Annotated in this window: 26 protein-coding genes and 2 pseudogenes; 19 read left to right on the forward strand and 9 right to left on the reverse strand. The window is 74.2% G+C overall.

Annotation, left to right across the window (positions count from 1 at the left end):
• Positions 1–125 precede the first annotated feature (125 nt).
• The 3 genes from ACIQ87_RS16470 to ACIQ87_RS16480 all read left to right on the forward strand — a co-directional run bounded on the left by ACIQ87_RS16470 (position 126) and on the right by ACIQ87_RS16480 (position 4,195).
• Positions 126–1,637, forward strand: coding sequence for a PQQ-binding-like beta-propeller repeat protein (locus tag ACIQ87_RS16470; protein ID WP_402406641.1), 1,512 nt, complete (start codon positions 126–128; stop codon positions 1,635–1,637).
• 196 nt (positions 1,638–1,833) lie between these two features.
• Positions 1,834–2,643, forward strand: coding sequence for an alpha/beta fold hydrolase (locus tag ACIQ87_RS16475; protein ID WP_402406643.1), 810 nt, complete (start codon positions 1,834–1,836; stop codon positions 2,641–2,643).
• Between the two features lie 157 nt (positions 2,644–2,800).
• Complete coding sequence (locus ACIQ87_RS16480) at positions 2,801–4,195, forward strand: alpha/beta fold hydrolase (protein ID WP_402406646.1); 1,395 nt, start codon at positions 2,801–2,803, stop codon at positions 4,193–4,195.
• A 95-nt stretch (positions 4,196–4,290) separates the two neighbouring features.
• Here the strand turns inward: ACIQ87_RS16480 and ACIQ87_RS16485 are convergent, their stop codons facing one another.
• Positions 4,291–4,857, reverse strand: coding sequence for a hypothetical protein (locus ACIQ87_RS16485; protein ID WP_402406649.1), 567 nt, complete (start codon positions 4,855–4,857; stop codon positions 4,291–4,293).
• Complete coding sequence (locus ACIQ87_RS16490) at positions 4,845–5,987, reverse strand: serine hydrolase domain-containing protein (protein WP_402406651.1); 1,143 nt, start codon at positions 5,985–5,987, stop codon at positions 4,845–4,847. The genes ACIQ87_RS16485 and ACIQ87_RS16490 overlap by 13 nt, the downstream gene beginning before the upstream one ends.
• A gap of 119 nt (positions 5,988–6,106) precedes the next feature.
• Here ACIQ87_RS16490 and ACIQ87_RS16495 point away from each other — a divergent pair, with 119 nt between their 5' ends.
• On the forward strand, positions 6,107–6,688 hold the full coding sequence (locus ACIQ87_RS16495) for a hypothetical protein (RefSeq protein WP_402406653.1): 582 nt from the start codon (positions 6,107–6,109) through the stop codon (positions 6,686–6,688).
• A gap of 41 nt (positions 6,689–6,729) precedes the next feature.
• Here the strand turns inward: ACIQ87_RS16495 and ACIQ87_RS16500 are convergent, their stop codons facing one another.
• Positions 6,730–7,056, reverse strand: a complete 327-nt coding sequence (locus ACIQ87_RS16500) for a hypothetical protein (protein WP_402406655.1) — start codon at positions 7,054–7,056, stop codon at positions 6,730–6,732.
• Positions 7,057–7,140: 84 nt separating this feature from the next.
• Between ACIQ87_RS16500 and ACIQ87_RS16505 the strand changes: the two genes are divergently transcribed.
• On the forward strand, positions 7,141–7,974 hold the full coding sequence (locus tag ACIQ87_RS16505) for a VWA domain-containing protein (protein ID WP_402406658.1): 834 nt from the start codon (positions 7,141–7,143) through the stop codon (positions 7,972–7,974).
• A gap of 69 nt (positions 7,975–8,043) precedes the next feature.
• Here ACIQ87_RS16505 and ACIQ87_RS16510 read toward each other — a convergent pair whose 3' ends face one another.
• Complete coding sequence (locus ACIQ87_RS16510; protein WP_402406661.1) at positions 8,044–8,277, reverse strand: DUF397 domain-containing protein; 234 nt, start codon at positions 8,275–8,277, stop codon at positions 8,044–8,046.
• Positions 8,274–9,134 carry a helix-turn-helix domain-containing protein gene (locus ACIQ87_RS16515; RefSeq protein WP_402406663.1) on the reverse strand — a complete coding sequence of 287 codons (861 nt, stop codon included), beginning with the start codon at positions 9,132–9,134 and terminating at the stop codon, positions 8,274–8,276. Before ACIQ87_RS16515 ends, ACIQ87_RS16510 begins: the two co-directional genes overlap by 4 nt.
• 176 nt (positions 9,135–9,310) lie before the next feature.
• On the opposite strand from ACIQ87_RS16515, the gene ACIQ87_RS16520 reads away from it, so the two are divergent.
• The 4 genes from ACIQ87_RS16520 to ACIQ87_RS16535 all read left to right on the forward strand — a co-directional run bounded on the left by ACIQ87_RS16520 (position 9,311) and on the right by ACIQ87_RS16535 (position 12,370).
• Positions 9,311–9,754 carry an ATP-binding protein gene (locus ACIQ87_RS16520; RefSeq protein WP_402406666.1) on the forward strand — a complete coding sequence of 148 codons (444 nt, stop codon included), beginning with the start codon at positions 9,311–9,313 and terminating at the stop codon, positions 9,752–9,754.
• Entirely contained in the window at positions 9,751–9,945 is a 195-nt protein-coding gene (locus ACIQ87_RS16525; protein WP_402406669.1) for a hypothetical protein, read from the forward strand. Before ACIQ87_RS16520 ends, ACIQ87_RS16525 begins: the two co-directional genes overlap by 4 nt.
• A 20-nt stretch (positions 9,946–9,965) precedes the next feature.
• Entirely contained in the window at positions 9,966–10,697 is a 732-nt protein-coding gene (locus tag ACIQ87_RS16530; protein ID WP_402406672.1) for a hypothetical protein, read from the forward strand.
• A 296-nt stretch (positions 10,698–10,993) separates the two neighbouring features.
• Positions 10,994–12,370, forward strand: coding sequence for a pyridoxal-phosphate dependent enzyme (locus ACIQ87_RS16535; RefSeq protein ID WP_402406675.1), 1,377 nt, complete (start codon positions 10,994–10,996; stop codon positions 12,368–12,370).
• Positions 12,371–12,425: 55 nt separating this feature from the next.
• On the opposite strand, the gene ACIQ87_RS16540 is transcribed toward ACIQ87_RS16535, so the two are convergent.
• Positions 12,426–13,100 carry a TetR/AcrR family transcriptional regulator C-terminal domain-containing protein gene (locus tag ACIQ87_RS16540; RefSeq protein WP_402406677.1) on the reverse strand — a complete coding sequence of 225 codons (675 nt, stop codon included), beginning with the start codon at positions 13,098–13,100 and terminating at the stop codon, positions 12,426–12,428.
• Positions 13,101–13,315: 215 nt separating this feature from the next.
• Here ACIQ87_RS16540 and ACIQ87_RS16545 point away from each other — a divergent pair, with 215 nt between their 5' ends.
• The 5 genes from ACIQ87_RS16545 (at position 13,316) to ACIQ87_RS16565 (ending at position 17,819) form a co-directional block, all read left to right on the forward strand.
• Positions 13,316–14,320, forward strand: coding sequence for an ATP-binding cassette domain-containing protein (locus ACIQ87_RS16545; protein ID WP_402406680.1), 1,005 nt, complete (start codon positions 13,316–13,318; stop codon positions 14,318–14,320).
• The gene (locus tag ACIQ87_RS16550; RefSeq protein ID WP_402406682.1) at positions 14,320–15,141 is read left to right on the forward strand and encodes an ABC transporter permease; all 822 of its coding nucleotides are present in this window, start codon (positions 14,320–14,322) and stop codon (positions 15,139–15,141) included. Before ACIQ87_RS16545 ends, ACIQ87_RS16550 begins: the two co-directional genes overlap by 1 nt.
• A gap of 78 nt (positions 15,142–15,219) precedes the next feature.
• The gene (locus ACIQ87_RS16555; protein WP_402406685.1) at positions 15,220–16,206 is read left to right on the forward strand and encodes an aldo/keto reductase; all 987 of its coding nucleotides are present in this window, start codon (positions 15,220–15,222) and stop codon (positions 16,204–16,206) included.
• A gap of 206 nt (positions 16,207–16,412) precedes the next feature.
• Positions 16,413–17,033 carry a monooxygenase family protein gene (locus ACIQ87_RS16560; protein WP_402406945.1) on the forward strand — a complete coding sequence of 207 codons (621 nt, stop codon included), beginning with the start codon at positions 16,413–16,415 and terminating at the stop codon, positions 17,031–17,033.
• Positions 17,034–17,093: 60 nt separating this feature from the next.
• Positions 17,094–17,819 (forward strand): C39 family peptidase, encoded by a 726-nt coding sequence (locus ACIQ87_RS16565; protein WP_402406687.1) that lies wholly within the window; start codon positions 17,094–17,096, stop codon positions 17,817–17,819.
• A 16-nt stretch (positions 17,820–17,835) separates the two neighbouring features.
• On the opposite strand, the gene ACIQ87_RS16570 is transcribed toward ACIQ87_RS16565, so the two are convergent.
• On the reverse strand, positions 17,836–18,687 hold the full coding sequence (locus ACIQ87_RS16570; RefSeq protein ID WP_402406689.1) for a hypothetical protein: 852 nt from the start codon (positions 18,685–18,687) through the stop codon (positions 17,836–17,838).
• Positions 18,688–18,952: 265 nt separating this feature from the next.
• Here ACIQ87_RS16570 and rpe point away from each other — a divergent pair, with 265 nt between their 5' ends.
• The 5 genes and pseudogenes from rpe to ACIQ87_RS16595 all read left to right on the forward strand — a co-directional run.
• On the forward strand, positions 18,953–19,636 hold the full coding sequence (rpe, locus tag ACIQ87_RS16575) for a ribulose-phosphate 3-epimerase (protein WP_402406691.1): 684 nt from the start codon (positions 18,953–18,955) through the stop codon (positions 19,634–19,636).
• Between the two features lie 132 nt (positions 19,637–19,768).
• Positions 19,769–20,728: a pirin family protein gene (locus tag ACIQ87_RS16580; RefSeq protein WP_402406947.1), complete on the forward strand. Its 960-nt coding sequence runs from the start codon at positions 19,769–19,771 to the stop codon at positions 20,726–20,728.
• A gap of 114 nt (positions 20,729–20,842) precedes the next feature.
• Positions 20,843–20,980 (forward strand): annotated as a pseudogene (locus tag ACIQ87_RS16585) (acyclic terpene utilization AtuA family protein); the annotation flags it as partial.
• Positions 20,981–21,105: 125 nt separating this feature from the next.
• Positions 21,106–22,065 carry a Gfo/Idh/MocA family oxidoreductase gene (locus tag ACIQ87_RS16590; protein ID WP_402406694.1) on the forward strand — a complete coding sequence of 320 codons (960 nt, stop codon included), beginning with the start codon at positions 21,106–21,108 and terminating at the stop codon, positions 22,063–22,065.
• A gap of 55 nt (positions 22,066–22,120) precedes the next feature.
• Positions 22,121–22,219 (forward strand): annotated as a pseudogene (locus ACIQ87_RS16595) (pirin family protein); the annotation flags it as partial.
• Positions 22,220–22,377: 158 nt separating this feature from the next.
• Here ACIQ87_RS16595 and ACIQ87_RS16600 read toward each other — a convergent pair.
• The gene (locus ACIQ87_RS16600; RefSeq protein WP_402406697.1) at positions 22,378–23,793 is read right to left on the reverse strand and encodes a lanthionine synthetase LanC family protein; all 1,416 of its coding nucleotides are present in this window, start codon (positions 23,791–23,793) and stop codon (positions 22,378–22,380) included.
• Positions 23,790–26,900 (reverse strand): lantibiotic dehydratase, encoded by a 3,111-nt coding sequence (locus tag ACIQ87_RS16605; RefSeq protein WP_402406699.1) that lies wholly within the window; start codon positions 26,898–26,900, stop codon positions 23,790–23,792. The genes ACIQ87_RS16600 and ACIQ87_RS16605 overlap by 4 nt, the downstream gene beginning before the upstream one ends.
• Positions 26,901–26,909: the final 9 nt, after the last annotated feature.

The following is a 26,909-nucleotide window of genomic DNA, read 5'->3' on the forward strand; positions in this document are numbered from 1 at the left end:
CTGGTATGTGCCGGTCATAACCTGGGTTTTCCCTGCTCTTTGTTCAGGATCATGGCGCGCTCTGCGACGATCCGATGATCGTCGCCCCGACGCGGTGGGCGGCGCGTCGCAGGGGAGAGACCGGCATGGCCGTTCGGCCCGAGGACAGTGTCGTCCGGGCGAGGTGGAGAGCCAGGTTCGCCTGGGACAAGGAGACCTGGATGGTGGTCTCCGGCGGGGTACTGGGGGCGATGTTCGCGAGCATGGGCCTGGCGGTGCTGTTCGGCCCGGCGAACGGGTTCGGCGGCGACAGCCTCGCGTACATGGGGATCATCAGCATCCTCGGGCTGATGCCCTGCGGCGCGGGCTTCGTCTGGGCGCTGATCCACCCCAGGGCCGGGTTCCCCTCGGCCGCCGTCGGGGCGCTGCTGGGGATCTCGATCTTCGTCGGCTTCGCCGGGGACGGCCTCAACGACTCCTGGAAGGCGCCGCTCGACCGGCCGTCCACGATCCGCGCGGTGGGCAGCTGGACCAGCGGGGACCTGGTGGTGCGGGTCCGGCCGGACCTGGTGGTGGCGTACCGCCGCGCCACCGGGGCCGTCGCCTGGCGCTGGGCCCCGCCCGGGGAGGACACGGTGTGCGCGATGAGCCGGGGCACCGGGCCCGACGGGACCGGCCGCGGCGGCGCCCTCGGCCTGATCGGCCACGCGACGCACGACAAGCCGTGCTCCGCCGTCACCGCCCTCGACCTCGCCGACGGCCGGCAGGGCTGGACCGCCGCCGTGGACGCGCCCGCCCGCGACGGGGACGACGCGGCGCCGGACGTGCTCGCGGTGGCCGGGCAGCAGGCCCTCCTCCAGGAGAAGACCGGCTGGCGCGCCGTACGGCTGGCGGACGGCCGGGACCTCTGGCGCGGCAGCGCCGACCCCGGCTGCACCCCGCTGCAGGTCGCGGGCGGTCCCGCGGACGCCGTCACCGTCGCGCGGTGTGGCGACGCCGCGCCCGTGCTGCGCTCGCTGGCCCCGGCGGACGGCCGGGAGCAGCAGCGCATCGCGCTGCCCGCGGCGGGCGGGCTGAAGAACCTCGCCGTGGTGTCGGTCGACCCGCTCGCGGTCTGGGTGGACGCCCAGGCCGAGCGCGGAACCCACGCGGTGCTCGGCTACGACCGGACCGGCCGACAGCGGGCGGCGATACCGGTCGCCGGGGACGAGTACGACCTGGACGTGATGCTGGGCGGACTGCACGCCTTCGACGAGTTCAGCGCCCGCCCGCTGTTCGGCGGGGTGGTGGTGGGGGACCTGTTCGTCGTGCCGGGTGAGAAGCCCGGCGACATCGGCATCAGCGGCGGCCCGCACCCGAGCCGGACCGCCACCGGACGGCTGCTGGCGTACTCGCTCACGGACGGCGGCAGGCGGTGGACGGCCGGGCTGGACGACCAGGTGACCGGCCTGGTGGTGGACGGCGGCTCGGTGTGGGCGATGACCCGGGGCCGGATGACCAGGGTGGAGGCGGCGACCGGGCGGCAGAGCGCCGTGCTGGACGTCAACGACACCGCGTCGCTCTACCCGGTGGACCTGTCGGTGTCCGGCCCTGAGCGGTTCACGGTGGTCGCGGAGGACGGGACGCGGGACGAGCCGCCGGTGCGGGCGATGAGCTGACGGGTCCACGCAACGGGTGGTCACCGTACCGGAGCAGCACCCGGAGCCGTACAGGGCCGTACGGCCGTACAGGGCCGTACGGAGCCGCACCGGGTGGCCGGTGACGCCGGGTGACCGCGACGGCCGCAGGACCGGAGCCTTCCGGACGGTTGTGTCAGGCTGGTGGGGGAGCACCGCCGAGACCGGGAGGCTCGTGATGGCCGAGATCAGGGTGAACGGGGTGGCGCTGCACTACGAGGCCCACGGCGCGGGCCCCGGCGTCGTCCTGGTGCACGGTTCCTGGAGCGACGCGGACTCCTGGGCGCGGGTGCTGCCGGGCCTGGCCGAGTCCACCACCGCGGTCGCCTACGACCGCCGGGGGCACAGCCGCAGCGAGGACCTGCTCACCCAGGGGTCGGTGCACGAGGACGCGGCCGACCTGGCCGGGCTGATCCAGGGGTTGGGCCTCGCGCCGGCCTTCGTCTACGGCGACTCCTACGGCGCACTGGTCACCCTGCGGCTCGCCGCGGCCCGGCCCGACCTGCTGCGCGGGATCGCCGCGCACGAGCCGCCGGGCACCGGCATCCTGCTCGCCGACCCGGACCTGCGACCGATCGGCACCGACTACTCCGGCCGGATCGCCGCCGTCCGGGAGCTACTGGAGCAGGCGGAGTCGGCCGCCGCCGCCGAACTGTACGTGGACAGCCTCGCCTTCGGCCCCGGCGCCTGGGAGCAGCTGCCCGCGCCGGTGCGGCACACGTACATCCGCAACGCGCCCACCTACCTCGACGAGCTGCGCGACCCGGACGCGCTGGACCTCGACCTCACCGGGCTCTCCCGGTTCGGCGAACCGGCGCTGCTGACCCAGAGCGACGACAGCCCACCGATGTTCGGCGAGGTGCTCGACCTGATCGACCTCACCCTGCCCAAGGCGGAACGCCATCTGTACGAGGGCGCCGGGCACGCCCCGCACCTGGCGCAGCCGGAGGAGTGGGTGCGGGTGGTGCTGCCGCGGGCGCTGAGCTGAGGAGGCCCCGTCCCGTCCTCCATCGGTGTGCGTTCCCGCTCCGGGGATCCGCTCCCGGGCGAATCCACCGATAACCGCTCGCGTTCGAAGTCGCCCGGGGCGCAGGCTGCTTCCATGACCGCGTCAGCCCGGACGCGGTGCGAGCGGAAGGACGAACATGACGAGCACGCGCGCCCGCGTCGCCGCCCTGCTGGGCGCCGTCGCGGTGGTCGCCGGCACCACCCTGGCCACCCCCGCGGTCGGCCTCGCCGCCACGGCGGACCAGGCCCGTCCCGGCGGCGGCATCGCCGGACAGGCCCCCTGCCCGAACGCCCCCGAGTTCACCTGCGGGACCCTCACCGTCCCGCTCGACCACAGCGGCGCCACCCCCGGCAGCCTCGACCTCGCGGTGGCCGTCGCCGGCAACACCGCGGCGCCCAAGGGCGACCTGCTGTTCCTCACCGGCGGCCCCGGCCAGCCCGGCGTCCCGCTGATGAAGCGGATCGCCGGCAAGCTGGAGCCCGTCCTCAAGGACTACCGCCTGGTGATGTACGACCAGCGCGGCACCGGCGCCCACGCGCTCCAGTGCCCTGGCCTCCAGGAGGACATGGGCTCCTCCGACCTCGCCGTGCCGCGCGGGCAGTCGATCGCCGACTGCGCCGCCGCCCTCGGTCCCGCCGCCCGGTTCTACAGCACCGCGGACACCGTCGCCGACATCGACCTGCTGCGCCGCGCCCTCGGTGACCAGCGCCTCACCCTGGACGGCGTCTCGTACGGCACCTTCGTCGCCGAGCGGTACGCGCTCGCCCACCCCTCGCACGTGGCCCGGCTGGTGCTCGACTCGGTGGTGCCGCAGCAGGGGGACGACCCCCTCGACCTGGCCGCGCTGCCCGCCACCGCCCGGGTCCTGCGGGCCGCCTGCCAGGCCACCGGCTGCGGCACCGACCCGGCCGCCGACCTCGCCACCGTCGTGCGGCGGTACGGCGACGGGGCGCAGATCCTGGACGCCCTCACCAGCTACGAGTTCACCGACCCGAATTACGGCGGGGTCCCCGAGGTGCTGCACGAGGCCGCCGCCGGGCAGCCGGCCAAGCTCCAGGCCTTCGTCGAGGCCGCCCACCAGGGCGACGCCGCCCCGGCCGAGGCGCTCAGCCAGGGCCTGCACGCCGCCACCCTCTGCGCCGACTCGCACTTCCCGTGGGGCACCACGGACACCCCGGTCGAGGGGCGGGCGGCCGCGCTGGAGCGCACCCGGCAGCGGCTGACGGCCGAGCAGACCTGGCCGTACGACCCGGCGACCGCGACCGGGCTCGGCAGCCAACTGGTCTGCCTGGACTGGCCGCGCGAGCCCGTACCGCCGACCCCGCCGGCGCACCGCAAGCTGCCGAACGTGCCGGTGCTGCTGCTCGGCGGCGACCGGGACCTCTCCACGCCCAACGAGTGGCTCTACCAGCAGGCGGAGCTGACGCACGACCCGCAGATCGTGATCGTCCCGGGGGCGGCGCACTCCGTGCAGAACCGGGCGGCGAACCCGGCCGGACGGCAGGCGGTGTACGACTTCCTGCTGAAGTAGCGGGCACCCGGACGGCGGGCCGTTCCGCACAGGGGGCGGAACGGCCCGCCGCGGCGAGCCCGAAGTGCGGCCCGCCGCCAGTTCGAGGACCGGCCCTACCGTCCGGCGGCGCCCCAGCCGTCGTCGGGGAGCGAACGGTCCGGCTCGGGGCAGTCGACGTGCTCGAAGCCCCACAGCACCGCCTTGTACAGCACCCACTCCGGAAGCGGCGGCTGGTCGTAGCCGTCGCGGTCGGTGAGCACCAGCTCCACCCGGACCTCCTCGGCCGGCGAGAACTCCAGGTTCCGCTGGCCCGGGAGGTTCTCGTACGTCACCGTCCGCCAGCCGTGGCCGGTGGCGGTCAGCGCGGTCATCAGGTCGCTCTCGCGGACGTGGGTGTCGAGCGTCGCCGAACCGCCGCCCGGCAGCGGGAGGTCGAGCTCGCCGTGCCAGATCGGCAGGGACAGCGAGCGGAGCCGGCGGCAGCGGCAGAACACCGCGTGGACGTCGCCCCAGCCGAAGGCGTGCGGCCAGCGGTCGCCGCGGTGGATGCCGCCGCCGTCCCACGGATCGCCGTAGCGGGCGGCGAGTTCGGGCAGCGAGGCGCCGTAGCGCAGCTCGCCGAGGCCGCCGGTGGTGGCCAGGCCGGTGACGAGCGGGAGGAAGCCGGTCAGCCCAGGCACCCGCGCACCGCCTCGATCAGGCGGTTCGCCCGGGCGTCGCCGTGGCCGATCATCCGGTTGGCGACGTAGCCGAAGCCGACGCCGAACTCGTCGTCCCCGAAGGCGAACTGGCCGCCGGCGCCGTCGTTGCCGAAGCTGCGCGCGCCGAGCAGAGGGCGGAAGGCGGGGGAGTCGAGCAGCAGGCCGGAGCCCCAGCGGGCACCCATGTCGAAGCCCAGGAAGCCGGCACCGGCGGAGACTTCGCGCACCGCGTCGGTCACGGTGTCGTGCGAGAGCAGGCGGGGCGAGCCGTCCAGGCCGGTGGCCGCCGCCGCGTAGAGGCCCGCCAGGCCGGTGGCGGAGGCGACGGCGCCCGCGCCGGGCAGCTCGATCGCGTGCAGGGCCGGGTCGTTCCAGCCGTGCGGCACGTCCAGGCCGGGGAAGACCAGCGCGCCGTTCATGGTGACGATCCGGGTGAGCAGGTGCTCCGGGCCGGGCATCGGGCGGCGGCCGTCGGCCTCCACCAGCCGGGCCAGGCGCGGGAGTTCGCTCTCCGGCAGGCCGATCCAGACCGGCAGGCCGAGCGGCTCGGCGATCTCCTTGCGCAGGAAAGCGCCCGGCGTCAGCCCGGTGATCCGGCGGATCACCTCGCCGACCGCGAAGCCGAACACGTGGCCGTGGTACTCGTGGGTCGTGCCCGGCTCCCAGAGCGGCTGCTGCGCCTCGATCGCCCGGATCACCGGATCCCAGGCGGCGACCTCCTCGAAGGAGAGCACCGCGTCCAGCGCCGGGAGGCCGGCGCGGTGGCCGAGGAGCATCCGGGTGGTGACGGCCTCCTTGCCGTGGCGCGCGAACTCCGGCCAGTAGCGGGCGACCGGCGCGTCCAGGTCGAGCCGGCCCTGCTGGGCGAGCAGGTGCGCGCAGATGCTCACCGGGCCCTTGGCGCAGGAGAACACCGGGACGACGGTGTCCTGCGCCCAGGCCCGGCCGGTGCGGTCGTCGGCCGTGCCGCCCCACAGCTCGACCACCTTCCGGCCACCGGCGAACACGGTGACGGCGGCGCCCAGTTCGGGGAACTCGGCGAAGTTTGCGGCGAAGACGTCCGCGACGGCGCCGAAGCGCTCGTCGGCCCAGCCCTGGTGCTGCTGCATGGTGTGGTGCCCCGTTCTGCCCTCAAGATCGACCGAACCACGCTACGGGAGCCGGGCGGCCGTGACGAGGGGATTTCACCAGGCCGGGACTGCTGGGGCGGATGTGGCACACTCGCCCGGTGAAACGGGGCGGGGACCGGGTGGACCGCGAGGAACTGACGGCGCTCTGGGAGCGGCGGTGGCCCGGCGTGGAGCCCGTCGGGTACGAGATCGGCAGCCGGACGCGGGACGTCTGGGTGCGCTTCCACAGCCTGCCGCAGTCCAAGCGGTACCCCGACGACGAGCGCGAGTACGCGATCGTCCTGGAGCGCCACAACACCGTGCTGGACGAGCTGTTCGCCGGTTGCGAGGTGTACGTCCTCACACCGCGGTGGAGCGGCCGGCCGAGCGTGCCCCGGATGCGCCGGGACGCGAAGCACTGGCGCACGTGGCTCCAGGCGGACGACCCGGCGCCGGAGTTCCGCACCTACTGCCACGTGTTCGTGGAGCGACGCCGGTGGCGGCGCGGCGAGCTGGACCGGCTGCTGCGCCGGGTCGCCGACGAGCGGGAGGCCGGGGTGATCGTCACCGACACCGGCATGCGGCGGCTCTACCACCCGTACGACGGCGGCGCGGACGTCTACCTGACCACGGCGGAGGAGCGTGACCGGCTGAAGGAGCGGCATGCCGACTGGCTCTCGCGGCACCCCGGCGGTTGGTGAGCGGCGCTCGCGGTGCTGCCGTGGGCTCGGCCGACGGTGGCTCAGTCGAGGACGGGATCGAAGAGCGGGAGGAAGTTGATCACCGCCTCCTCGTAGGGATGGGCGGCGCGAACGGCCCGCAGCACGGCGGCGGCTTGGTCCTGGTCGCAGACGGACTCCACGCGGATCTCCGGGGCGGTCTGGACGGTGCCTGCCGTGCCCAGGTAGGGCTGGGCGTCGGGTGAGGGCAGCCAACTGCCGGTGGTCCGCCAGACGCTGGTGCACCGGGCGTACTCGCCGACCCGGCCGGCGCCGGCCGTGTGGAGGGCGTCGAGGACCTGGTCGAGGTGGCTCTCCGGGACGGCGATCTCGATCTTCAAACGGGTCATGCCGGGACTCTAAGGTGTCCGGAGCGCGTCGACGATCACGCGCCCCGGCAGTCCGGCTGCCGCAGTGAGCGAGGGAGCGAGCCCATGGCCGTCAGTCTGAGCAAGGTCGAGCAGAGCGCGCCCGCGTTGGTGAGCCTCTACAAGACGGCCGGCGCCTCGGTGGAACGGCGCGGGCTGAGCGGTCAGAGCCTCGCGGTGTACCTGGTGATCGACTACTCCGGCTCGATGCGGCCCTACTACAAGGACGGCAGCGTCCAGGCGCTCGCCGACCGGGTCCTGGGCCTGTCCGCCCACCTGGACGACGACGGGACCGTGCCGGTCGTCTTCTTCTCCACCGAGGTCGACGCCCAGGCCGAGATAGCCCTGGCCGACCACGAGGGCTGGATCGACCGGATCGTCGCGAGCCTCGGCCACATGGGCAAGACCAGTTACCACCTGGCGATGGAGGCGGTGGTCCGGCACTACCGCGCGAGCGGCTCCACGGCGCCGGCCCTCGTCCTGTTCCAGACGGACGGCGGGCCGATCAACAAGAGGGCGGCGGAGGTGGGCCTGTGCGAGGCGGCGAAGCTGCCGATCTTCTGGCAGTTCGTCGGCTTCGGTGACCCGGGCAGCCGGCAGTTCGACTTCCTGCGCAAGCTCACCGGGCTCGCGGTTCCGGAGATGCGCCCCATCGACAACGCGGGCTTCGTCCACCTGGGGCGTGATCCCCGGAAGGTCTCCGACCGGGACCTGTACGACCTGCTGCTCGCGGAGGTTCCGGTCTGGCTCGCGGCAGCTCGGGCCCAGGGCATCGCGCCCCAGGGTGCGGCGCTCCGGCCGCCGGCCGAGCCGGCTGCCGAGGCGGCTCCGGAGCCGCCGCAGCGCCGGGGCCTCTGGGCCGCTCTGACCGCGTGGCTGGGGCGGCGAAGGGGCGTGTGAGCCCGGTGCGGTCCGGCGGGGGAGTGGGAAGTCGACGTGGCCGACTTCCCACTCCGGGACCGGCGGTGGTCAGACGGTGAAGCGGGGGTCTCGGGCTTCGATGGCCTGGACGAAAGCGGTCCACTCGGCCTTGTCGAAGGCGAGGTGGGGGCGGTTGGGGTTCTTGTCGTCACCGACCCAGACATCGCCGTTGTCGAACCGGGCGACGACCACGCAGCTGCCATTGGATTCAGCGGAGAAGGGGGACTTGACCCACTCGGCGTCGGTGGGGTTGTGAGCGTAGGGATCATGCTTCTCGGTCACGTGATCTCTTCCAACTTGCGTTCGAGGACGGCGATGGTTGCGTCTTGCGAAAGAGCGCATCGCTTCAGTCGGGCGAAGGCTCGATCAGCTCGACGGACGTCGCGCCCCGACTTACGCGGGAGCATACCGCCGACTGCTTCTACGAATGAGAAGCCCTCACCCGGTTCCCCGGGGAAGCGGAGGAGTGTGAGTCCAGATGCCAGGACTCCAGGTCGTCCAGCGCTGAACGGGACCATGCGAACGGTGACGTTTGGGTACCGGGCGACCATGAGGACATGGCGGATCTGACCGGCGAGGACCTCCTCGTCCCCGCCAACCAGGAGGGCCATTTCGCCGAAGTAGGCGTCGAGCCTGAGGAGCGGTTCCTCGGTGAGCCTGCGTTGGCGCAGAACCCGGATCTCGGCAGCAGCCTCGCTCTGATCTTCACTGAGGCCGTCGAGGCCAGCGGCGATTATCTCGCGTGCGTAGTCCTCGGTCTGTAGCAAGCCAGGGAAGCCTGACAAGTAGTACTCAAGCATCTGCGTGGCATCAGCTTCGAGGCTGAGGAACTCGGCGAACGCTGAGCTGATCGTGTCGGCGAACTCGTGGTCCTGCCACCAGTGCCTGGAAGGGGTGTCGGTGGCGAAGCCCTCGATCTCGGCTCGCTCGGGACCTGCGATCCCGCAATGATCCAGGTACACGGCCAAGTCGGCTGCCGTCACTGGCATGCGCGCTCGTTCGATCTTGCTGAGCCGGGCGGGGTTCCAGCCCTTCAGGCCGGCAGTCACCTCGGCGAGCGTCTTGTTGTTCTCGATCCGCCACGCCCGGAGCTCGTCTCCGAGGCGGATCTGCCTGATCGCTGACGGGTCCTCGCTCAACACGTTCCTCCCTTGGTCCGCCCCAGTCTCGCTGGCTGTGCCGCGAGGGCTCAAGCCAGCCGCAAGATCAACTAATTTATTTTTTGCTTGTGCCAGTTTGGGTTGCAAATTCGATTTCGCTTGCTCCACACTCACTGTGACCGCACGAACACGCCACTGAAGGTGTGGGGTGACTCATGTCCACCTTGCGTAACCCGGTCCTCCGAACCTGGGAGACCGTCCTCACCGAGCACTCGACCTCGGTCCGTGCCGCCCGCCGCCTGATCTGCGAGCAGCTCGCCTCCTGGGGCTGGAGCGGTGAACCCGTCGACGACCTCGCCCTCATCGTCAGCGAGCTCGTCACCAACGCCGTCGTCCACGCCTGTCGGGGTGACGACGAAATCCGCCTCTACCTCCAGGAGTTCGACGGCGACTGCCGCCTCGAAGTCTGGGACCCGCGCGGCGACCTCTCCGTCCGCCGGCCCCGCCCGCAGCGCTTCGGCGAAGGGGGCCGGGGGGTCGAACTCGTCCGTCAGCTCGCGTTCGACTTCGGCGTCACCGGCCGCTGCGGCGCGGGCAAGCGGGTCTGGGTCCGCGTTCTCCGCGATCCGGCCGACAGCCTTCCCTCGTCCGGGAGTTGACCCCCATCAAGCTCACCAGCACGGCGACGGTCCTCGTCGCCAGCATCGCCCTCGCCTGCTTCGCCTCGAACCTCATCTCCCCGCGTGAGCCGGCCGCCGCCGACGTCGTCTGGTGGACCACCCTGGCCGCCGCCCTGATGACCGGCATTCGCCGCCACGGCGGCAACGAACCCACCGACGACGACGATTGATCCCAAGGACACCACCCCCCATGACCACCATGCACCCCGCCGCGATCGCCCACCGCGACCCGGTGGCCCTGCTCGACCGCTGCGACATCGGCGGCGTCCGGCGCGTCCACGGCGACGCCGACTACGTGAACGGCGCCGTCCTGCCCGCCGGGGACTGGTCCCCGCTCCCCGTGGACCGCCCCGCGTGGTACGCGCCGAACGTCTTCACCCGGGACGGCGGTCTGGTCGAGTTCTTCCGCCTCCCCGCCACCGTCACCGACCCGAGCGGCCTGGCCGCCCTCGTCGGCGAGCTCGGCGACCCCCACCCCGTCTCCCTCGGCCTGACCGAGGACCCGCCGGGCGAGCCCGTCACCCACCGCCTGCCCGAGAGCGGCCTGCACCCAGGCCTGCACGTCGACAACCACGAGAACCTGCCGTACTCCTCCCGGGAGGATTCGCGGCGCCGGCTCTGCGTCAACCTCGGCCCGGGCAGCCGGCACCTGCTGCTCGCGACCTCCACCATCCTGTCCATCTGCCGTACCGTGCGCGACCGTTACGAGACCCACCACCCGCACACGAACGACCTGTGGAAGTTCCTCTCCCTGCACCACCCGATCAGCGTGCTGCGCCTCCGTGTCGACCCGGGGGAGGGCTGGTTCGCGCCGACCGCCCTCCTCCCGTACGGCGAGTCCACGGAGGACGAGCGGCTGCCATCCACCACGGCCTCCTGGCTCGGGCACTGGGAGCGCGGCTGCTTCGGGCCGCTGATCTGACCATCCGTTACTCTCCGCACACGGCCGGCCCGAGGGGGCGGCCGTGTGCGGCGCTGGTGCGCGATCTGGAGTGCGGCAGAACCGGAGGGTGTGGACTGGTCACCGCACGCCCCGCTTCGCGCCCCCGGTTGGGCGGCGGGCGCGGCCGCCTCGGTCCGCGCCCGCCGGTGTCGGCCCGTGTCCATGCGCGACCAGCGGGCATTGTTTCGATCGAATGAGGAGCGGTGTCACTGCCGTCTACCGAGCCCCTGGCCTGGGCAGGCTCGGCGGAGGCAGTGTTTGCGAAGGAGACAGAGATGACCGCAGTGCACGAATCCGTTCTCGACGCGATCGGCGGGACGCCGCTGTTCCGCCTCACCCGGCTCGGCGCCGGGATCGCCGCGCCGATCTACGCCAAGGCCGAGTTCCTCAACATCGGCGGCAGCGTCAAGGACCGCGCCGCGCTGTCCATGATCCTGGCCGCCGAGCGGGACGGTCTGCTGAAGCCGGGTGGGACGATCATCGAGGCGACCTCCGGGAACACCGGCATCGGCCTGGCGATCGTCGGCAGGCAGCGCGGGTACCGGGTGATCGCCGGGGTGGCGGACAAGTCGGCGCCCGAGAAGGCGGACATCCTTCGGGCGTACGGCGCGGAGGTGGTGCTCGCCCCGACGGCGGTGCCGCAGGAGGACCCGAGGCACCTGTTCAAGGTGATGGAGCGGCTGACCGAGGAGATCCCCGGGGCCTGGCTCGCCAACCAGTACGACAACCTGGCCAACCCTGACGCCCATGTCCGGACCACCGGTCCCGAGATCTGGGAGCAGACCGGCGGCCGGGTGACCCACTTCGTCGCGGGCGTCGGCACCGGCGGCACCATCACGGGTACGGGCGCCCACCTGAAGGAGGTGTCCGGCGGCTCGGTGACGGTGGTCGGCGCGGACCCGGAGTCCTCCTCGTACGGGGGCGGGGACGGCAGCCCGTGGTACGTCGAGAGCATCGGGCACTACCTGCACCCCGAGACCGTCGAGGACCGCTGGCCGCAGGCCTACCGGTCGGAGGTGGTCGACTCCTACGAGCGGATCCCGGACCGCGAGTCCCTGCTGACGGCGCGCCGGCTCGCGCGCGAGGAGGGCCTCCTGGCCGGGCCGTCCTCCGGGACGGCGGTGGCGGCCGCGCTGCGGGTGGCGCGGGAGCTGGGCCCGGACGACCTGGTGGTCGTGCTGCTGCCGGACTCGGGGCGCTCCTACCTGTCCAAGGTGCACAGCGACGCCTGGATGCGGGAGTGGGGCTTCCTGGAGGACGCGGACGGGCTGCGGCCGCTGCTGGAGGCCGCCCGCCCGCTGGTGACGGTCGACGCCGACGCGACCGTCGGCGAGGCGGTGGAGGCGCTGCGGGAGGCGCCGGGCGGCGTCGCCCCGGCGGTGCTGGCGCGGGCGGAGCGCCCGTTCGGGGTGAGCGCGACCGAGGTGGTCGGCTCGGTGTCCCGGGAGGTGCTGACGGCGGCGCTCGCGGACGGTGCGGCCAAGCCGGGCGACCCGCTGGGCGCGCTGCTCGGCCCGGCGCTGCCGACGGTCGGCGTCGGGCAGTCGGCGGCCGAGGCGCGGGCGGCGCTGACGGCCGGCCGGCCGGCGGTGCTGGTGCTGGTGGACGGCCGGGTGGCGGGGCTGCTCTCCAGGGAGGACCTCGCGGGCTGACGGAGTGCCGGGACGGCGCGGCTGATCGCCGGGGGCCCCGCCGGATGACGGAGCGTCAGCTGCCGTCCGTCGGCGTCAGGATGGCGGGGATCACCCGGGCCAGGGCGCGCTCGAACGCCCGGTCCGGGTCGGCCGGTGGGCCCGCGGCGGCGAAGGCCTGTGCCAGGTGCGGGTACTCGCCGCTCGCCGCCGCCTGGCCGAGGTAACCGGCCAGCTCGGCCTGCCACTTGGCGCCGGCGGCCGCCGTCCGCTCGTACTGTGCGAACTGGCCGATGAAGCCGTTGAACAGGGCCATCGCCTCCAGCCGGGAGCCCCCGTCGAGGCCGGTGGGGGCGGTGATGGCGAGGAAGCGGTCGGTGTAGCGCAGGGCGTTGGGGCCGATGCCCGGGCGGGCCAGCACCAGGGCGGGCAGCCACGGGTGGCGGCGGCAGATGTCGAGCTGCTGGTGGGCGAGGTCGGCGAGGTCGGCCCGGACGTCGCCGCTCGGCGCCGGTGGGAAGCGGTACTCGGCGGCGACCGCGTCGAGCATCAGGTCGAGCAGGTGCTCCTTCTTCGGCACGTAGTTGTAGAGCGACATGGTGCCCGCGCCGAGCGCCGCCGCGACCCGTCGCATGGAGACCGCGTCCAGGCCCTCGGCGTCGGCGATCCCGATGGCCGCGGCGGCGATCGAGGCCCGGCTGTGGGCCGGGCGCGGGCCGCGGCCGGTGCGCTCGGGGCGCAGCCAGATCACCTCGGGGGCCTCGGGGGGCGTGGGCCTGTTCGACGGCGCGGGGCTGCTGGACGGCGTGGGCCTGCTCGATCGCGCTGCGCTGCTCGACGGCGTGGACTCGCTGGACGGCACTGGAAGATCACCTCGGTTCCCCATCTTAGATACGTACGGCGTACGTAGTACGATGGCGCTCGCGCGCACTTCTACGTACGCTGTACCTAGAGAAGGGCAGAGCCATGTCCGACACCACCCGACCCGCCATCGAGATGACGGGCGTGACGAAACGCTTCGGCGCCACCGAGGCCCTGTGCGGCCTCGACCTCGCCGTCCCGGCCGGCACCGTCTGCGGTCTGCTCGGCCCCAACGGCGCCGGCAAGACCACCGCCGTGCGCGTTCTCGCCACGCTGGTCGCCCCCGACCGCGGCACCGCCAGGGTCGCCGGACACGACGTCGTCCGCGCCGCCGAGGAGGTCCGGCGCGTCATCGGCCTCGCCGGGCAGCACGCCGCCGTCGACGAGGGCGTCACCGGCCGCGACAACCTCCGGCTGTTCGGCCGGCTGCACCACCTCGGCGCCCGCCGGGCCCGGGAGCGCGCCGACGAACTGCTCACCCGCTTCGACCTCGCCGACGCCGCCGACCGGCTCGTGCGCACCTACTCCGGCGGCATGCGCCGACGCCTCGACCTCGTCGCCAGCCTGGTCACCAGCCCGTCCGTGCTCTTCCTGGACGAGCCCACCACCGGACTCGACCCGCGCAGCCGGCAGGCGATCTGGGACACCGTCAAGGAGCTGGCGGACGGCGGCACCACCGTGCTGCTCACCACCCAGTACCTGGAGGAAGCCGACCGGCTCGCCGACGACATCGTGGTGGTCGACCACGGCGCCGCCATCGCCACCGGCCCGCCGGACCGGCTCAAGGCCGCGATCGGCAGCCAGGTCGCCGTCACCCTGGCCGACCCGGCGCAACTCGCCGCCACCGCCGTGGTGTTGTCCTCGATGACCGGCGGCGACGCGCGGGTGGACGTCGCCGAGCGGACCGTCACCGTGCTGACGATGCCCGGAGTGTCCGTCCTGCTGCCCTCGCTGGTACGGGAGTTGGACGGCGCCGGGGTCGTCGCCGAGGACGTCGCGGTGCGGACGCCCTCACTGGACGACGTGTTCCTCGCGCTCACCCAGGAGTCCGCGGACGCCCGGGAGTCCGCGGACGCCCGGGAGTCCGGGGACGCCGGGAGGGCCGCCTGATGGCCGCCGTGTACGCCGCCGCGGCGCGGCCGTCCGCCCTCGGCCGGCTCGCCTCCGGCACCTGGACCTCGATGCTCCGCGTCCTGCTCAACTACCGCCACTCGCCGGGGCTGTTGGCCGCCTCGCTGGGTGTTCCGGTGGTGATGGTGGTGGTCTTCGGGTACGTCTTCGGCAGCGCCATGCAGGTGCCCGGGGGCGGCGACTACCGGGAGTTCCTGATGCCAGGCCTGTTCGCCATGGTGGCCACCAACGGCATCATGCCCACCATGGTCGGCGCCGCCCGCGACGTCGGGCGCGGGGTCACCGACCGGCTGCGCTCCATGCCCGTCTCCCGCACCGGACTGCTGCTCGGGCAGACCCTCGCCGACCTGCTGGTCAGCGTGGTCGTCCTGGCGCTGCTGGCCGGGGTCGGGCTCGCCGCCGGCTGGCGCGCCCGGAACGGACTCGCCGACGCGTCGGGGGCGTTCGCCCTGCTGCTGCTCTTCCGCTTCGTGATGACCTGGGCCGGCACACTGCTCGGACTGGCCGTCGGCAAGGAGGAGGCGGCCGGCCAGCTGTCCGTCGCGGTCTTCCCACTGGCGATGGTCACCAACGCCTACGTGCCCACCGGCGGCATGCCCGACTGGCTGCGGTTCCTCGCCGACTGGAACCCGGTCAGCTCCGTCGTCCAGGCCTGCCGCGAGCTGTTCGGCAACCCCTCGGCGGCCGGCACCGCCTGGCCGACGCAGCACGCCGTCCTCGCCGCGCTGCTCTGGAGCGCCGTGCTGCTCGCGGCCTGCATGCCGCTCGCCGTAAGGAAGTTCGCCACCCACGGGCGGTGATCCACCCACGGGCGGTGATCCGCCGCGTCCGGTGAAATGTGCTGGACACCGGGGCCGGTGCGACGGAAGGTGGGCGCCATGGAGTACACCCACCTCGGCCGCACCGGCCTGACCGTCTCCCGCCTCTGCCTCGGCACCATGAACTTCGGCCCCCACACCGAGGAGGCCGAGGCCCACCGCCTCATGGACACCGCCCACGAGCGCGGCATCAACTTCTTCGACACCGCCAACAGTTACGGCCGCGACAGCGAGGGCCGGCTGCAGGGCCGAACGGAGGAGATCATCGGCCGCTGGTTCGCCAGGGGCGGCGGCCGCCGCGAGCGCACCGTCCTCGCCACCAAGGCCTACGCCGACATGAGCGACTGGCCCAACGAGGGCAAGCTCTCCGCGCTCGCCATCCGCAAGGCCGTCGAGGCCAGCCTGCGCCGCCTCCAGACCGACCACATCGACCTGTACCAGATGCACCACATCGACCGGGCCACGCCCTGGGAGGAGATCTGGCAGGCGATGGAGGTCCTGGTCGCCCAGGGCAAGATCATCTACGTCGGCTCCAGCAACTTCGCCGGCTGGCACATCGCCCAGGCCCAGGGGGCCGCCCGCTCCCGGAACTTCCTCGGCCTGGTCAGCGAGCAGTCCCTCTACAACCTGCTCGACCGGGCGATCGAGCTCGAGGTCATCCCCGCCCTGCAGCACTACGGCCTCGGGCTGATCCCGTGGTCCCCGCTGCGCAGCGGCCTGCTCGGCGGCGTCCTGCGCAAGGAGCGCGAGGGCACCCGTAACCGCAGTGCCATGGCCTACGCCGGCGAACTCCTCGCCAGGCACCGCGACCGCATCCAGGCCTACGAGGACTTCGCCGACGAACTCGGCACCGACCCCGCCGACCTTGCCCTCGCCTGGCTCCTCTCCCGCCCCGCCGTCACCGCCCCGATCATCGGCCCCCGCACCCCGGCCCACCTCGACGCCGCCATCGGCGCGCTCGACCTCGAGCTCGACCGGAAGACCCTCGACCGCCTCGACGAACTCTTCCCGGGCCACAAGCCCGCCCCGGAGGACTACGCCTGGTAGGCCGCCGCACCAGGCCCGGCCCCGGCCCCGGCCCCGGCCCTTCGCGGGGGCCGGGGCCCCGGTGCGTCCGCGGGGGCCGGCCCGGGCTCGGCACCATCGGCGGCGCGGAGTGTCAACTGCCCAGCGTGGTAGCCGAATTGTGAGGGTGGCGAGCCTTGACCGGGGCCTCCGGCGCTGATGTAGTCACCGCTTACATGGACAAGGGGATGGGGGAGGAACAGTTGGCCTTGTTCGCCAAACCACAGCGGGGCATCACCACCGCGGCCGCCACCGGCGACACCGTGGTGCTGCTGATCGGCATGCGGATCAACCGGTTCTGGGCCGTGCACCACTGGGGCCCGGTGATGTTCGCGATGCTCCGGATGCTGTACGAGCTGCGCCGCGCCCCCGAACGCGGCCTGCGCGGCCGCGTCCTGCTGACCGCCTCGCCGCGCACCTACTACGTCGTCCAGTACTGGGAGTCGAAGGAGAAGCTGTACGGCTACGCGCACGCGCCGGACGGCTTCCACCACACCGTGTGGGGCGTCGCCAACCGCAAGCTGCGGGACGGCAAGGTGCGCGGGCACGTCGGGATCTGGCACGAGACGTACATCGCGCCGCCGGGCGGGTACGAGTCGATCTACCTCGACATGCCGCTGTTCGGCCTGGCCGGCGCCACCGGCTCGCTGCCGGTGGAAGCGCGCGGGCGGCACGCGGCGCAGCGGCTGGCCTACCGGGAGCCGGTGCCGGAGCCGGAGCCGGACGCACAGCCGCAGCCGGAGTCGCAGCTGGTGCCGGAGTCGGAGTCGCAGCCGGTGCCCGTTCCGGGTTCTGAGCCCGGGGCCTGAGTCCTGCGCCCCGGGAGTGTCGTGGGTCGCCCGGCCGCCGGGCCGTGAGAGCGTCGGGGGATGGTGGATCGGGGCGACGCGCGGCCGCAGGCGCCGGGGCGGTCGGTGCGGGTGGTGCACGAGGTGCCGTACCACGCGCAGTGGGAGTCGGCGGAGCTGGTGCGGGAGATCGTCGACGGGCGGCTGGACGCGTCCGCCGACCCGCGCTGGGGGCAGTCCGGCGCGGCCACCGCGGCGGAGTACGCGTGGTGGTCCTGGCGGCTGTGCGGGGTGGCCTGCCTGCGGATGGCGCTGGCGCACTGGTGGGGCATGGCCCCGGCGGCGGTGGCGCTCGCGGACGAGTGCCTGGCGGCCGGCGCGTACCTGCGGGACGGCGAGAGTCTGCGCGGGCTGATCCACGCGCCGTTCGCCGCGTACGTCCGGCAGCGCTGGGGACTGGCCGCGCAGGCGAGGGAGTTGACGCCCGGGGAGGTGTCGGCCGAGGTGGCCGGCGGCGGGCTGGTGATGGTCTCGGTGCACCCGTCGATCCGGGAGCCGTACGGGCCCGAGCCGGTGCGGCGCGGCGGGCACCTGGTGCTGGCGGTGGGCGCCACGGACACGGCGCTGCTGATCCACAACCCCTCCGGGTTCCCGGGGGAGTCGCAGGCCTTCGCGCGCGTGCCGTGGCGGTCGTTCGGCCGGTTCTACGCCGGGCGGGGGATCGTGCTCGGCCCGCCCGGGGCCTCGCCCCAGGGCCGGCTCCAGGACCGGCTCCAGAACCCGCTCCAGGCGTCGACCGCGCCCTGATCGCGCGGACCGGTCGTCACTGGTTGTCCGGAAGCCCCATCGGGTTGATCGGCAGCTCGCCGCGACAGAGCGCCGAGATCGGCTTCAACGCCGCTGCCAGCCGGTCGAGTTCGGCGCGCGGGTAGTCGTTCCAGACCCGGGCGGCGGCCAGGTCGGTGGCGGCCTCCAGGGACTGGTGGCGGGTCCGGCCGAGTTCGGTGACCGCCCCCTCGGCGGTCAGCCAGCCGCGCTCGACCAGGCGCTCGGCGGCCGCCTCCCACTCGGTGTCGGTCCATCCGCGCAGCGGCTGGATCATCTCGCGCCGCATGTCCATCGCGCAGCGGATCACCAGGGCCTCGCAGCCGTCCAGTCCGGCCGTCACCAGCGCGGCCACGTGGCCGTCGCCGCGGTGCTCGCGCATCACGGTGGCGGCCTGCCAGAGCCGCTCGTACAGGCCGCTCGGGCGGGGGAGCGCGGCGTTGGCGGCGGCCAGCACCCGGCCGGCGCAGTCCAGCCGGGCGGCGGCCTGCTCCAGGGTCTCGGCGACCAGCTCGACCTGCTCCCGGTCCACGCGCTCCAGCAGTCGGTCCAGGATCGCCGCCGAGGCCTTCAGCCGGGCGGTGAGCGCCTCCTCCGGGCTCGCGTGCTCCCACACCTCCGGCAGGGCGCGTTCCACCATCGCCGGGGCGAAGTTGAAGAACGCGGCGGTCACCGGAGGGGCGTCCACCGCGCCGAGCGGGGCCGCGCGGGTGCCGAAGTAGCCGTGCAGGCGGCCGTGCAGACCGGCCTCCTCGAAGGCGGTGCGGCCCTCGGGCAGGAAGTAGGTGACGGCGTGCACCGGCTCGAAGAGCCACCACAGCGCGCGGGCGGGGTGGACGAGATCGGTCATCGGGGGACCTTCCTCGGACGGAGCCCCCGGGTGGGCCGGGGCGCTCGGCTGGTCGGGACGGCCCGGCGGGAGCCGCGGCGGGTCGTGGCCCGTTCCAGGGCTGATGACCACGGCGGCGGCCCCGTTAACCCCGCGAGGGGTGTGATGACGGTCACGCGGAGGTCGCCGTGTGCGATCGGGGCGGTGCGGCGCGGGATGATGGGACGAGGTGCCCGCTCCGGGGGGTGCCCAGCCCTCGCAAGCCCTCGTACGAAGGTAGTCGGTCATGGCCCAGATCAACCCCAGCATCCTGTCCGCGGACTTCGCCCGGCTCGCCGACGAGGCCGAGGCCGTCCGGGGTTCCGACTGGCTGCACGTGGACGTCATGGACAACCACTTCGTGCCCAACCTCACCCTCGGCGTCCCGGTGGTCGAGTCCCTCGCCCGCGCCACCGACATCCCGCTCGACCTCCACCTGATGATCGAGGACCCGGACCGCTGGGCCCCGCAGTACGTCGAGGCCGGTGCCGGCTCGGTCACCTTCCACGTCGAGGCCGCCGCCGCGCCCGTCCGGCTCGCCCGCGAGATCCGCGCCAAGGGCGCCCGCGCCTCGATGGCGCTCAAGCCGGGCACCCCGATCGAGCCGTACGAGGACCTGCTGCCCGAGCTCGACATGGTGCTGATCATGACCGTCGAGCCCGGCTTCGGCGGCCAGGCGTTCCTGGACATCATGCTGCCGAAGATCCGCCGCACCCGGGAGCTGATCGCCAAGCACGACCTTGAGCTGTGGCTCCAGGTGGACGGCGGCGTCGCGGCGAGCACGATCGAGCGCTGCGCGGAGGCCGGCGCGGACGTGTTCGTGGCCGGCTCGGCGGTGTACGGGGCCGAGGACCCGGCCGCGGCGGTGCGCAACCTGCGGGAGCGCGCCGACAAGGCGTCGGCCGACGCCTGGTGGGCCTGCGGGCACTGAGGCCCGCGGCCCTCGCGGGCGGGGAGCCGCCGGATGGCCGGGCACGGGTGGAGGAACGTCGCACCGTGACGCATGATCGGTGACGACGCACTCCTCTCCGCCCGGCCCTCCTCGTACGGTGGTGGAACCGCGATGAGCAACCTCGACCTCCAGCCCACCCCGATCGCCTGCGGCCGCGAGGCCGGCGCCGGACCGGTGAAGGATCTGCTGACGCCCCGTCAGGTCCCGCTCGGCGGAAGCACGATGGTCCGCCGGCTGCTGCCCAACCTCGGCCGGCGGATGGTCGGGGCCTGGTGCTTCGTCGACCACTACGGCCCCGACGACATCGCCGACGAGCCCGGCATGCAGGTCCCGCCGCACCCCCACATGGGCCTCCAGACGGTCAGCTGGCTCCATCAGGGCGAGGTGCTGCACCGTGACAGCCTCGGCAGCCTCCAGACCGTCCGGCCGTACGAACTGGGCCTGATGACCTCCGGCCGGGCGATCTCGCACTCCGAGGAGTCCCCCCGCCCGCACGCCCGCTTCCTGCACGGCGCCCAGCTCTGGGTCGCCCTCCCGGAGACCGGCCGGCACGTCGCCCCCGCCTTCGAGCACCACCCCGACCTGCCCGTGGTCACCGCCCCGGGCCTGCGCGCCACCGTCATCCTCGGCACCCTCGACACCGCCACCTCACCGGGCACCACCCACACCCCGCTGGTCGGCGCCGACCTCGCCCTCGCCGGGGGTGCGGACCTCCGCCTCCCGCTCGTCCCCGACTTCGAGTACGCCGTCCTCGCCATGTCGGGACGGGTCGACGTCGACGGCGTCCCGGTCGAGCCCGGCTCCATGCTCTACCTCGGCTGCGGCCGCCCCGACCTCCCTCTTCGGGCCGACGCCGACGCGGCCGTCCTCCTCCTCGGCGGCGAGCCCTTCGACGAGAAGATCGTCATGTGGTGGAACTTCGTCGGGCGCACCGGCGAGGAGATCCTCCAGGCACGGAGGGACTGGGAGGAGGGCGCCCGGTTCGGTGAGGTGCACGGCTACGACGGTGCGCGGCTGCCCGCCCCGGCGCTGCCGTCGATCCCGTTGAAGTCGCGCGGACGGGTGCGCTGACCTGCGGAAACGTGGCTTGTGGGAGGGCGTTCGGCAGGTGGCCGACGGCTTCACCGCCGAGCGCTGCTGAAGGTCGGCTCCCGAGGGCCGGTACGTCCCGGGTGAATTCCAGCAGTGCGCCCCGGCACCGGCGGCGCGGTCAACCGGGACACCGTGACCGCCCACCTCCGCTACGAGACCGGCGATCCGGCGTACCCGAACCCGGACGTCACCACCCATCCGGACACCGTCGTGATCGAGGACCCCGGCGACGACCGGGTCGCGCCGCCCCGCCGGCCCGGCCGTATCGTTGGGCCGGCTGGCGCGGGTGGCCGCGCGACGACGAGGCGCCGGAGCCCTGAGGCGCAGGGCCGGACCGGACGAGGGGAAGAGTGCTCATGGCCAACCCGGTACGCATCGAGCCGGTACGCGTCGGCTTCGTCGGGGTCGGCGTCATCGCCGAGACCCACCTCGCCGTCCTGGCCGAACGGCCGGACGTGCAGCTGGAGTTCACCGTCGATCCCCGACCCGCGGCGGCCGTGGAGTTCCGAGGCCGGAGGCCGCCCCACCACGGCGACCTCGCCCGCGCGCTGGACGAGCACCGGCCGGACCTGGTGGTGATCGCCACCCCGACGGAGACGCACGCCGAGCTGACCGAGCTGACCCTGCTCCGCTCCACGGGCCGGATCCTGGTGGAGAAGCCGCTCGTGCATGATCGCGGATCCCTCGCGGCGTTGCGTGACCTGGACGGCAAGGCCGACGTGTGCGGCCGCGTGTTCACCGCTCACCACTTCGCCTTCTCCCCGGAGGTCGACTGGGCGGCGGAGCTGATCGCCGCGCACCCCGAGTGGGGGCCGGTCACGACCATCACCTCCGCCTTCTACGACCCCTATGTCCTGCGACGAGCGGAAGCCTTCGCCACGTACGTCTCCAGCTGGATGGACTCCGGGGTGAACCAGCTCAGCATGCTCACCCGCTTCGTGGAGCTCACCGGACTCACCTCCGCCCGGCAGACGGACGGCGGCGCGAGCGCGTGGTGCACCGTGGGATTCCGGTCCCGGGGTGAGATCGGCTCGGCCCGGCTGCGCAGCAGCTGGCTCACCGGCTCCAGCAGCAAGGAGAGCAACCTGGTGCTCGGCCGTTCCGGTGTCGAGGTCTGGATCGACCACACCGCCATGACCGGGTTCGCCGCCCGGGAAGGCGAGTTGCTGGCTTCCTTCGGTACCGACGGCCGGACGGGGCGAAAGGTCGCCCACTACCGCCCGCTCTACGCCAGCCTGCTCTCCGACCGGCCCGATCCGGTACTCGGCTTCGACGCCACGGCGACGATCACCGCGATCCATCACACGGTGTTGTGAGACCGATGGCCGCCGATCGCGGTCGATCTCCGTCCCGGCTGATGCCGAGACGGCCGGCGACCGCTTCGGCGAGGTCCACGGCTGCGCCGGCGACCGGCTGCCCGCCCCGGAGCTGCCCGCCGTCCCGCTGAAGGCCCGGAGGCGCGAGCGCTGACCCGGGGGCTCACCCTGGCGGGAGCGCGGCGACGGGATCCGCCGCGCGCCCCGCCGCGCGACGCCGCGCAGAAGCCGGGTGAAGGCGCGCCGAGGCCGCGCCGACGGGGGCGCTGTCGGTCCGCGCTCCCGCGTGACCTCGGGGCGGCGCCGGCGGTCTCAGGTCAGCAGCAGGGCCGCGTCCCAGTCGGGTCCGTCCGCCCCGCCGGGGTCGGCCTGCGCGTCGGCGTAGCCGGCCAGGGCCAGGGCCGCTCCGGTGGCGCCGTCGATCAGGGCCGGGCTGTCCAGGTACCGGGGGCCGGTGCCGGTGGGGACGTACTGGCGGTATCCGAACGGCGCGGACTCGTCGAAGGCGGCGGCGAGTTCGGCGGCGGCACGGTCCGCGGCCGCCCACAGCACCGGGTCGCCGGTCGCGGCCGCCATCCGCACGGCGGTGTGCAGCACGCCGGCGCGGCCGTGGCACAGGCCGGTGTCGTCCGCCATCGTGCTCGGGAGCGGCCGGGCGACGGCGGCGCGCATGGCGTCCCGGGCGCGGGCCCCGACCGCCGGATCGGCGAGGGCGTGACCGGCGAGGTGGAGGGACCACGCGATGCCGGACGCGCCGTAGCACCAGCCCGCCCTGGGGGTGGCGGCACCGGTGCCGACGGCCTGGCCGGTCTCCTCCTCGTACGGGATCCGCGCGGGCCAGTAGGCGCCCGCCGCGTCCGTCAGTTCCCTGGCCAGGAGCCAGTCGGTGACGGAGCGGATCGCCTCCGGCCCGCCGGGTACCACGACTCCCGCGCGGTGGGCGAGGGCGAGGAGCGAGAGCGGGCCGCAGATCCCGTGTGCGGCACCGAGGTTGAAGTCGCCGGACGGGTACGCCAGCCGGTCGCGGTCGACGACGTAGCGCTCCGGGGCGCACCACCAGCCGGGCACCTCGCGGCCCCGCACCCGGGTGGGTCGGGTCAGCCGGACCAGCAGGCGCAGCAGGTCGGACAGGACCGCCGTGACGCGCTCGTCTCCGGAGCCCGCGGCGGCCAGCAGGGCGCGGCCCCGGCCCGCGAGACCCGCGACGGTGTCGTAGTCCAGGTAGGAGAGGCCCGGCCCCTGTTCGGTCAGCCGGGCGTCGAGCGCGGCGACCAAGGCCGCCGTGTGGGCGGTGGCCAACTCGGTGCTGCGGGCGAGCAGTTTGGCGTATCCGCCGGTCAGGCGGGCGTGCAGCAGGGCCGGGAGGATCAGATCGCCCGCCCCGGCCGGGCCGGCCGCGGGGGCGGATCGGACGGCTGCGGCCAGGTGCGCGTGCGCGACGGACGACCAGTCGGGCTCGTGCCGCGCCCGGACGACGTGCAGCAGGGCGATCCCGGCGTGCCCGAGCAGGGCGGAGGCGGGTTGCCAGCCGGGCAGCAGCAGGTCGGCCGGGGCGGTGGCGAACGCCCGCCCGGCGGTCTCGGCGACGTGCTGCGGGTCGCGGAGGCGCTCGCCGACCTGGTGGGCGACGGCCCGGGCCGTGCGCGCGGTCCGCTCCGCGCCGCTCGGTCGTTCCTGGTGCGCGGCGGGCCGGGCCGTCCCGGTGCGGTGGGTCTTGTGGGCGCTCATCGGCCGTGCCGCTTCCGGTCGATGCGCAGGGACAGGGCCTCGCGGGCGATCGCGTGGGCCAGGGCCTCGTCGTCGGGGCGGGGGCCGAGGAGGCGGTTGCAGTGCATGTGGGCGAGGCTCGTCGCGATGGACGCCCGGCGGATCGGATCGGTCGCGGCGGCGGTCATGGCGGTGCGCAGGCCGGCGAGGGCGTCCGCCCGTGCGGCCCACGGCCCGGCCGTCTCCGGTGTCAGCCCGGGCCCGGGCCGGCAGTTCTCGTCGAGCAGTGCGGCCATCGTCTTCTTGCCGTCCCGGTCGACGTCCCCGATGCGGGCGCGGACGGGCCCGCCGCTCAGCCAGGCGAGGGCCTCCTCGGGGGTGCCGAGGGCGGTGACGAGGTCGAGCACGCCGAGGGCCGCGAGTGCCGTGCCCGACAGGCCGAACACCTCTTTCCCGGCGGCGAGTTGGGCGATCACCAGTCGGCTGTCGGCATGGAAGACCCGGGTGGCGGAGTCGTGCGGGGCGGGCCCGCCGTAGCGTTCGGTCTCGGGGTCGTAGGTGTCCAGGACGAGTCGCCCGCCCAGTCCGGCGGCACGCAGCTCCTCGGCCCAGCCGTGCAGGCGGGGCAGGAGGGCCGTCCAGAGGCCGGCGGGCTTGCCGTGGAAGCGCAGCCGCAGGTGCGGATCCGGATCGGCGTAGCGCAGGAAGAACCAGTCGTCCACACCGGCCTCGGCGAGCAGGGCGGGGTCCGTGACCAGCGCCGAGTGCCGGGCGAGGAGCCCGTCCTGGCGTGCCTGCGGGACGTAGACCTTGGCGTACAGCCACTCCCCGCCGGGCAGGTGGGTGGCGGATGCCCGGTCCGGCAGGGGGCGGGGGGCGGGTCGGCGCGGCGCGGTGCGGTTCGCCGGCTCGCGGGCGGCGAGCAGGGGGAGGACGAGCTCGGTGGCGTGCGGGCCGTCCGGGCCGGTCAGCCAGGTGCCGGGGTGGTCGGCGCCGAGGCGTTCCACGACGGCGAGCCCGGGGCGGGCGAGTTCCTCGGCGAGGACCGTCCGGTGCGGGGGCTGGTCGAGGTCGACGGCGATGCGGTGGTCCGCGCGGGTCAGCAGGACGTGCCGGGGCACGCTCCAGCGCTCGCGCCAGCGCGCCACCGCCGCTTCCCGGTCGGGCCCCGCGACGCCGGCGGTCAGCTCGCGGTCGGGCAGCCAGCGCGCGGGGGCGAGGACGGTGCGGCCGTGGCTGACCCGGGGCTGGACGGGGGCCGTCGACCACGAGCCCCAGTTCCAGGGCAGACACCAGTCCTGGCCCTCCTGCCCGAGCTCCAGGAGGAACCGGGCGACGTGCGGGAGGTGGCCGCCGGCCGGGTTGAGCATCGAGTACGAGACCGGGCGGACGGGCTCCCCGCTGCGGGTGTCGGTGAGCCGGAGGCCGTCGAGGTCGGCGTGGACGGCCAGCTGCCCGACCGGCAGGTCCCGGGTGCCCTCCGTCGCGGCGGGGCCGACGCCCAGCGGGATCCGGTCCGGGAGCCACTGCGGGACGACGGCGACGTTGCCCGAGCGGATCGCGCGGGGCCGGTAGGCGACGGTCGCGGCGCGTTCCCCGGGCTCGGCGCCGCCCCCGGCCCGCCGTACGAACGCGGCGACGTCGTCGGCCCGTTCGCCCAGGAGGTGGGCGAACCGGCCGAAGGTGGCACCGGCCAGCGGGGAGCCCGGGTTGCCGCCCAGGACGAGCCGGAAGTCTCCCGCGCACAAGGATTCCCAGCTGTCGGCGAGGAGTTCGGCGCCGAGTTCGAGGGAGCCGGGGCGTCGTCGCGACTCCGGCCCGGCGAGGCTGTCCAACGCCCCTTCGTCGAGCCGGACTTCCGGTACCGAGCCGTCGGCCGCCCGCCGGACGGCGGCGAGGAGGAGTTCACCGAGCACCTGGTCACGGGCCTGCGCCCCCGGATGCGGGGACGGGCGTTCGGCTGCCGCACGGTAGGTCGCGGGAAGTCCCAACCCACGTCCCTCGTCGAGCAGTTCGAGTACCGGTACGGCCCGGTCGGTGCCGTACCGTTCCAGGAAGGCCTCGTGGTACTCGCGCAGGTGCGGACTGCCGGGCCGGATCAGGGAGAGGCGCCACAGGGTGTCCGCCGCCCGTTCGGCCTCGCGGGCGACCTCTTCCGGCAGGACGACGCGGGCGTCCAGGGTGAGGTCGGTCTGGATCGGGTGCTCGGCCGGGTGCAGCGCGGCCATCCGCTCGCGCGCCGCGGTGAGCGCGCGTCCCCGGTCGCCCGGGGCGGCGGCGTCCAGCGCGGCGAGGCAGGCCCGGACGCCGCGCAGGGCCGCGGCCGCCGGGTGGTCGAGCCCGTCCAGCCGGTCCAGGACGTGCCGGAGCGGGTCCGCGCACTCGGGCGGCGGGACGAGGTCGCTCAACAGGAAGCGGGTGCGGACGAGTTGGGTGATGGCGCGGTCGACGGCGGCGCCCTCCGCCTGGGGGAAGCGCTCGGCCGTCCGGGCCAGCAGCTCCGACCAGCCGACCGGCTCGGCCGCGCACTCCAGCAGGTACCGCACGGCCGGGCTCAGCCCGACCGAGTGGTGCAACTGGCTTCCGCCGTCGGCCTGGTAGACGTCGAGCAGCACCAGGCGCCCCTCACGCTCGACCCGCAGGGCGTTGGCGACGAGCCGGCCGCCGCGGAGCACCGCGGGGTCGGCGAGCAGGGCGCCGAGCACTTCGTCCAGCCATCCGGCGTCCGGACGGCTGACCGGCCGGTGCCCGGTGCCCAGGTCCGCGGCGGGCGAGGCTCCGAAGCCGGCGACGGCGACGCCGGCGAACAGGCCGAAGGGCGTCGCGCGGTGGGTCATCCGCAGCCGGTACTTGAGGAGCGAGACGGCGAGGCGGCGCAAGCGGCGGGGTTTCAGCGGCTCCCCGGCGAGCACCCGCCGGGCCTCCGCCGCCAGGGCGGGGCTCGCCAGGTCCACCGCGGCCATGAACTCCGGCTCGGAGGCCAGGTGTTCGACTTCGGCCCGCAGGTGGTCGGGGTCACCGGAACCGGGAGAGGGCGTCCCGCCGCCGTCCGCGGGCAGTGGCAGGACGGCCGCGCGGAGCAGCGCCACTCCCGCCGATTCGAAGCCGGTCCCGCTGTCCGTCCGCATCCCGTCCAT

Origin of the sequence: Kitasatospora sp. NPDC096204 (assembly GCF_044763205.1) — a bacterium.
In the GTDB taxonomy this organism is placed as follows: domain Bacteria; phylum Actinomycetota; class Actinomycetes; order Streptomycetales; family Streptomycetaceae; genus Kitasatospora.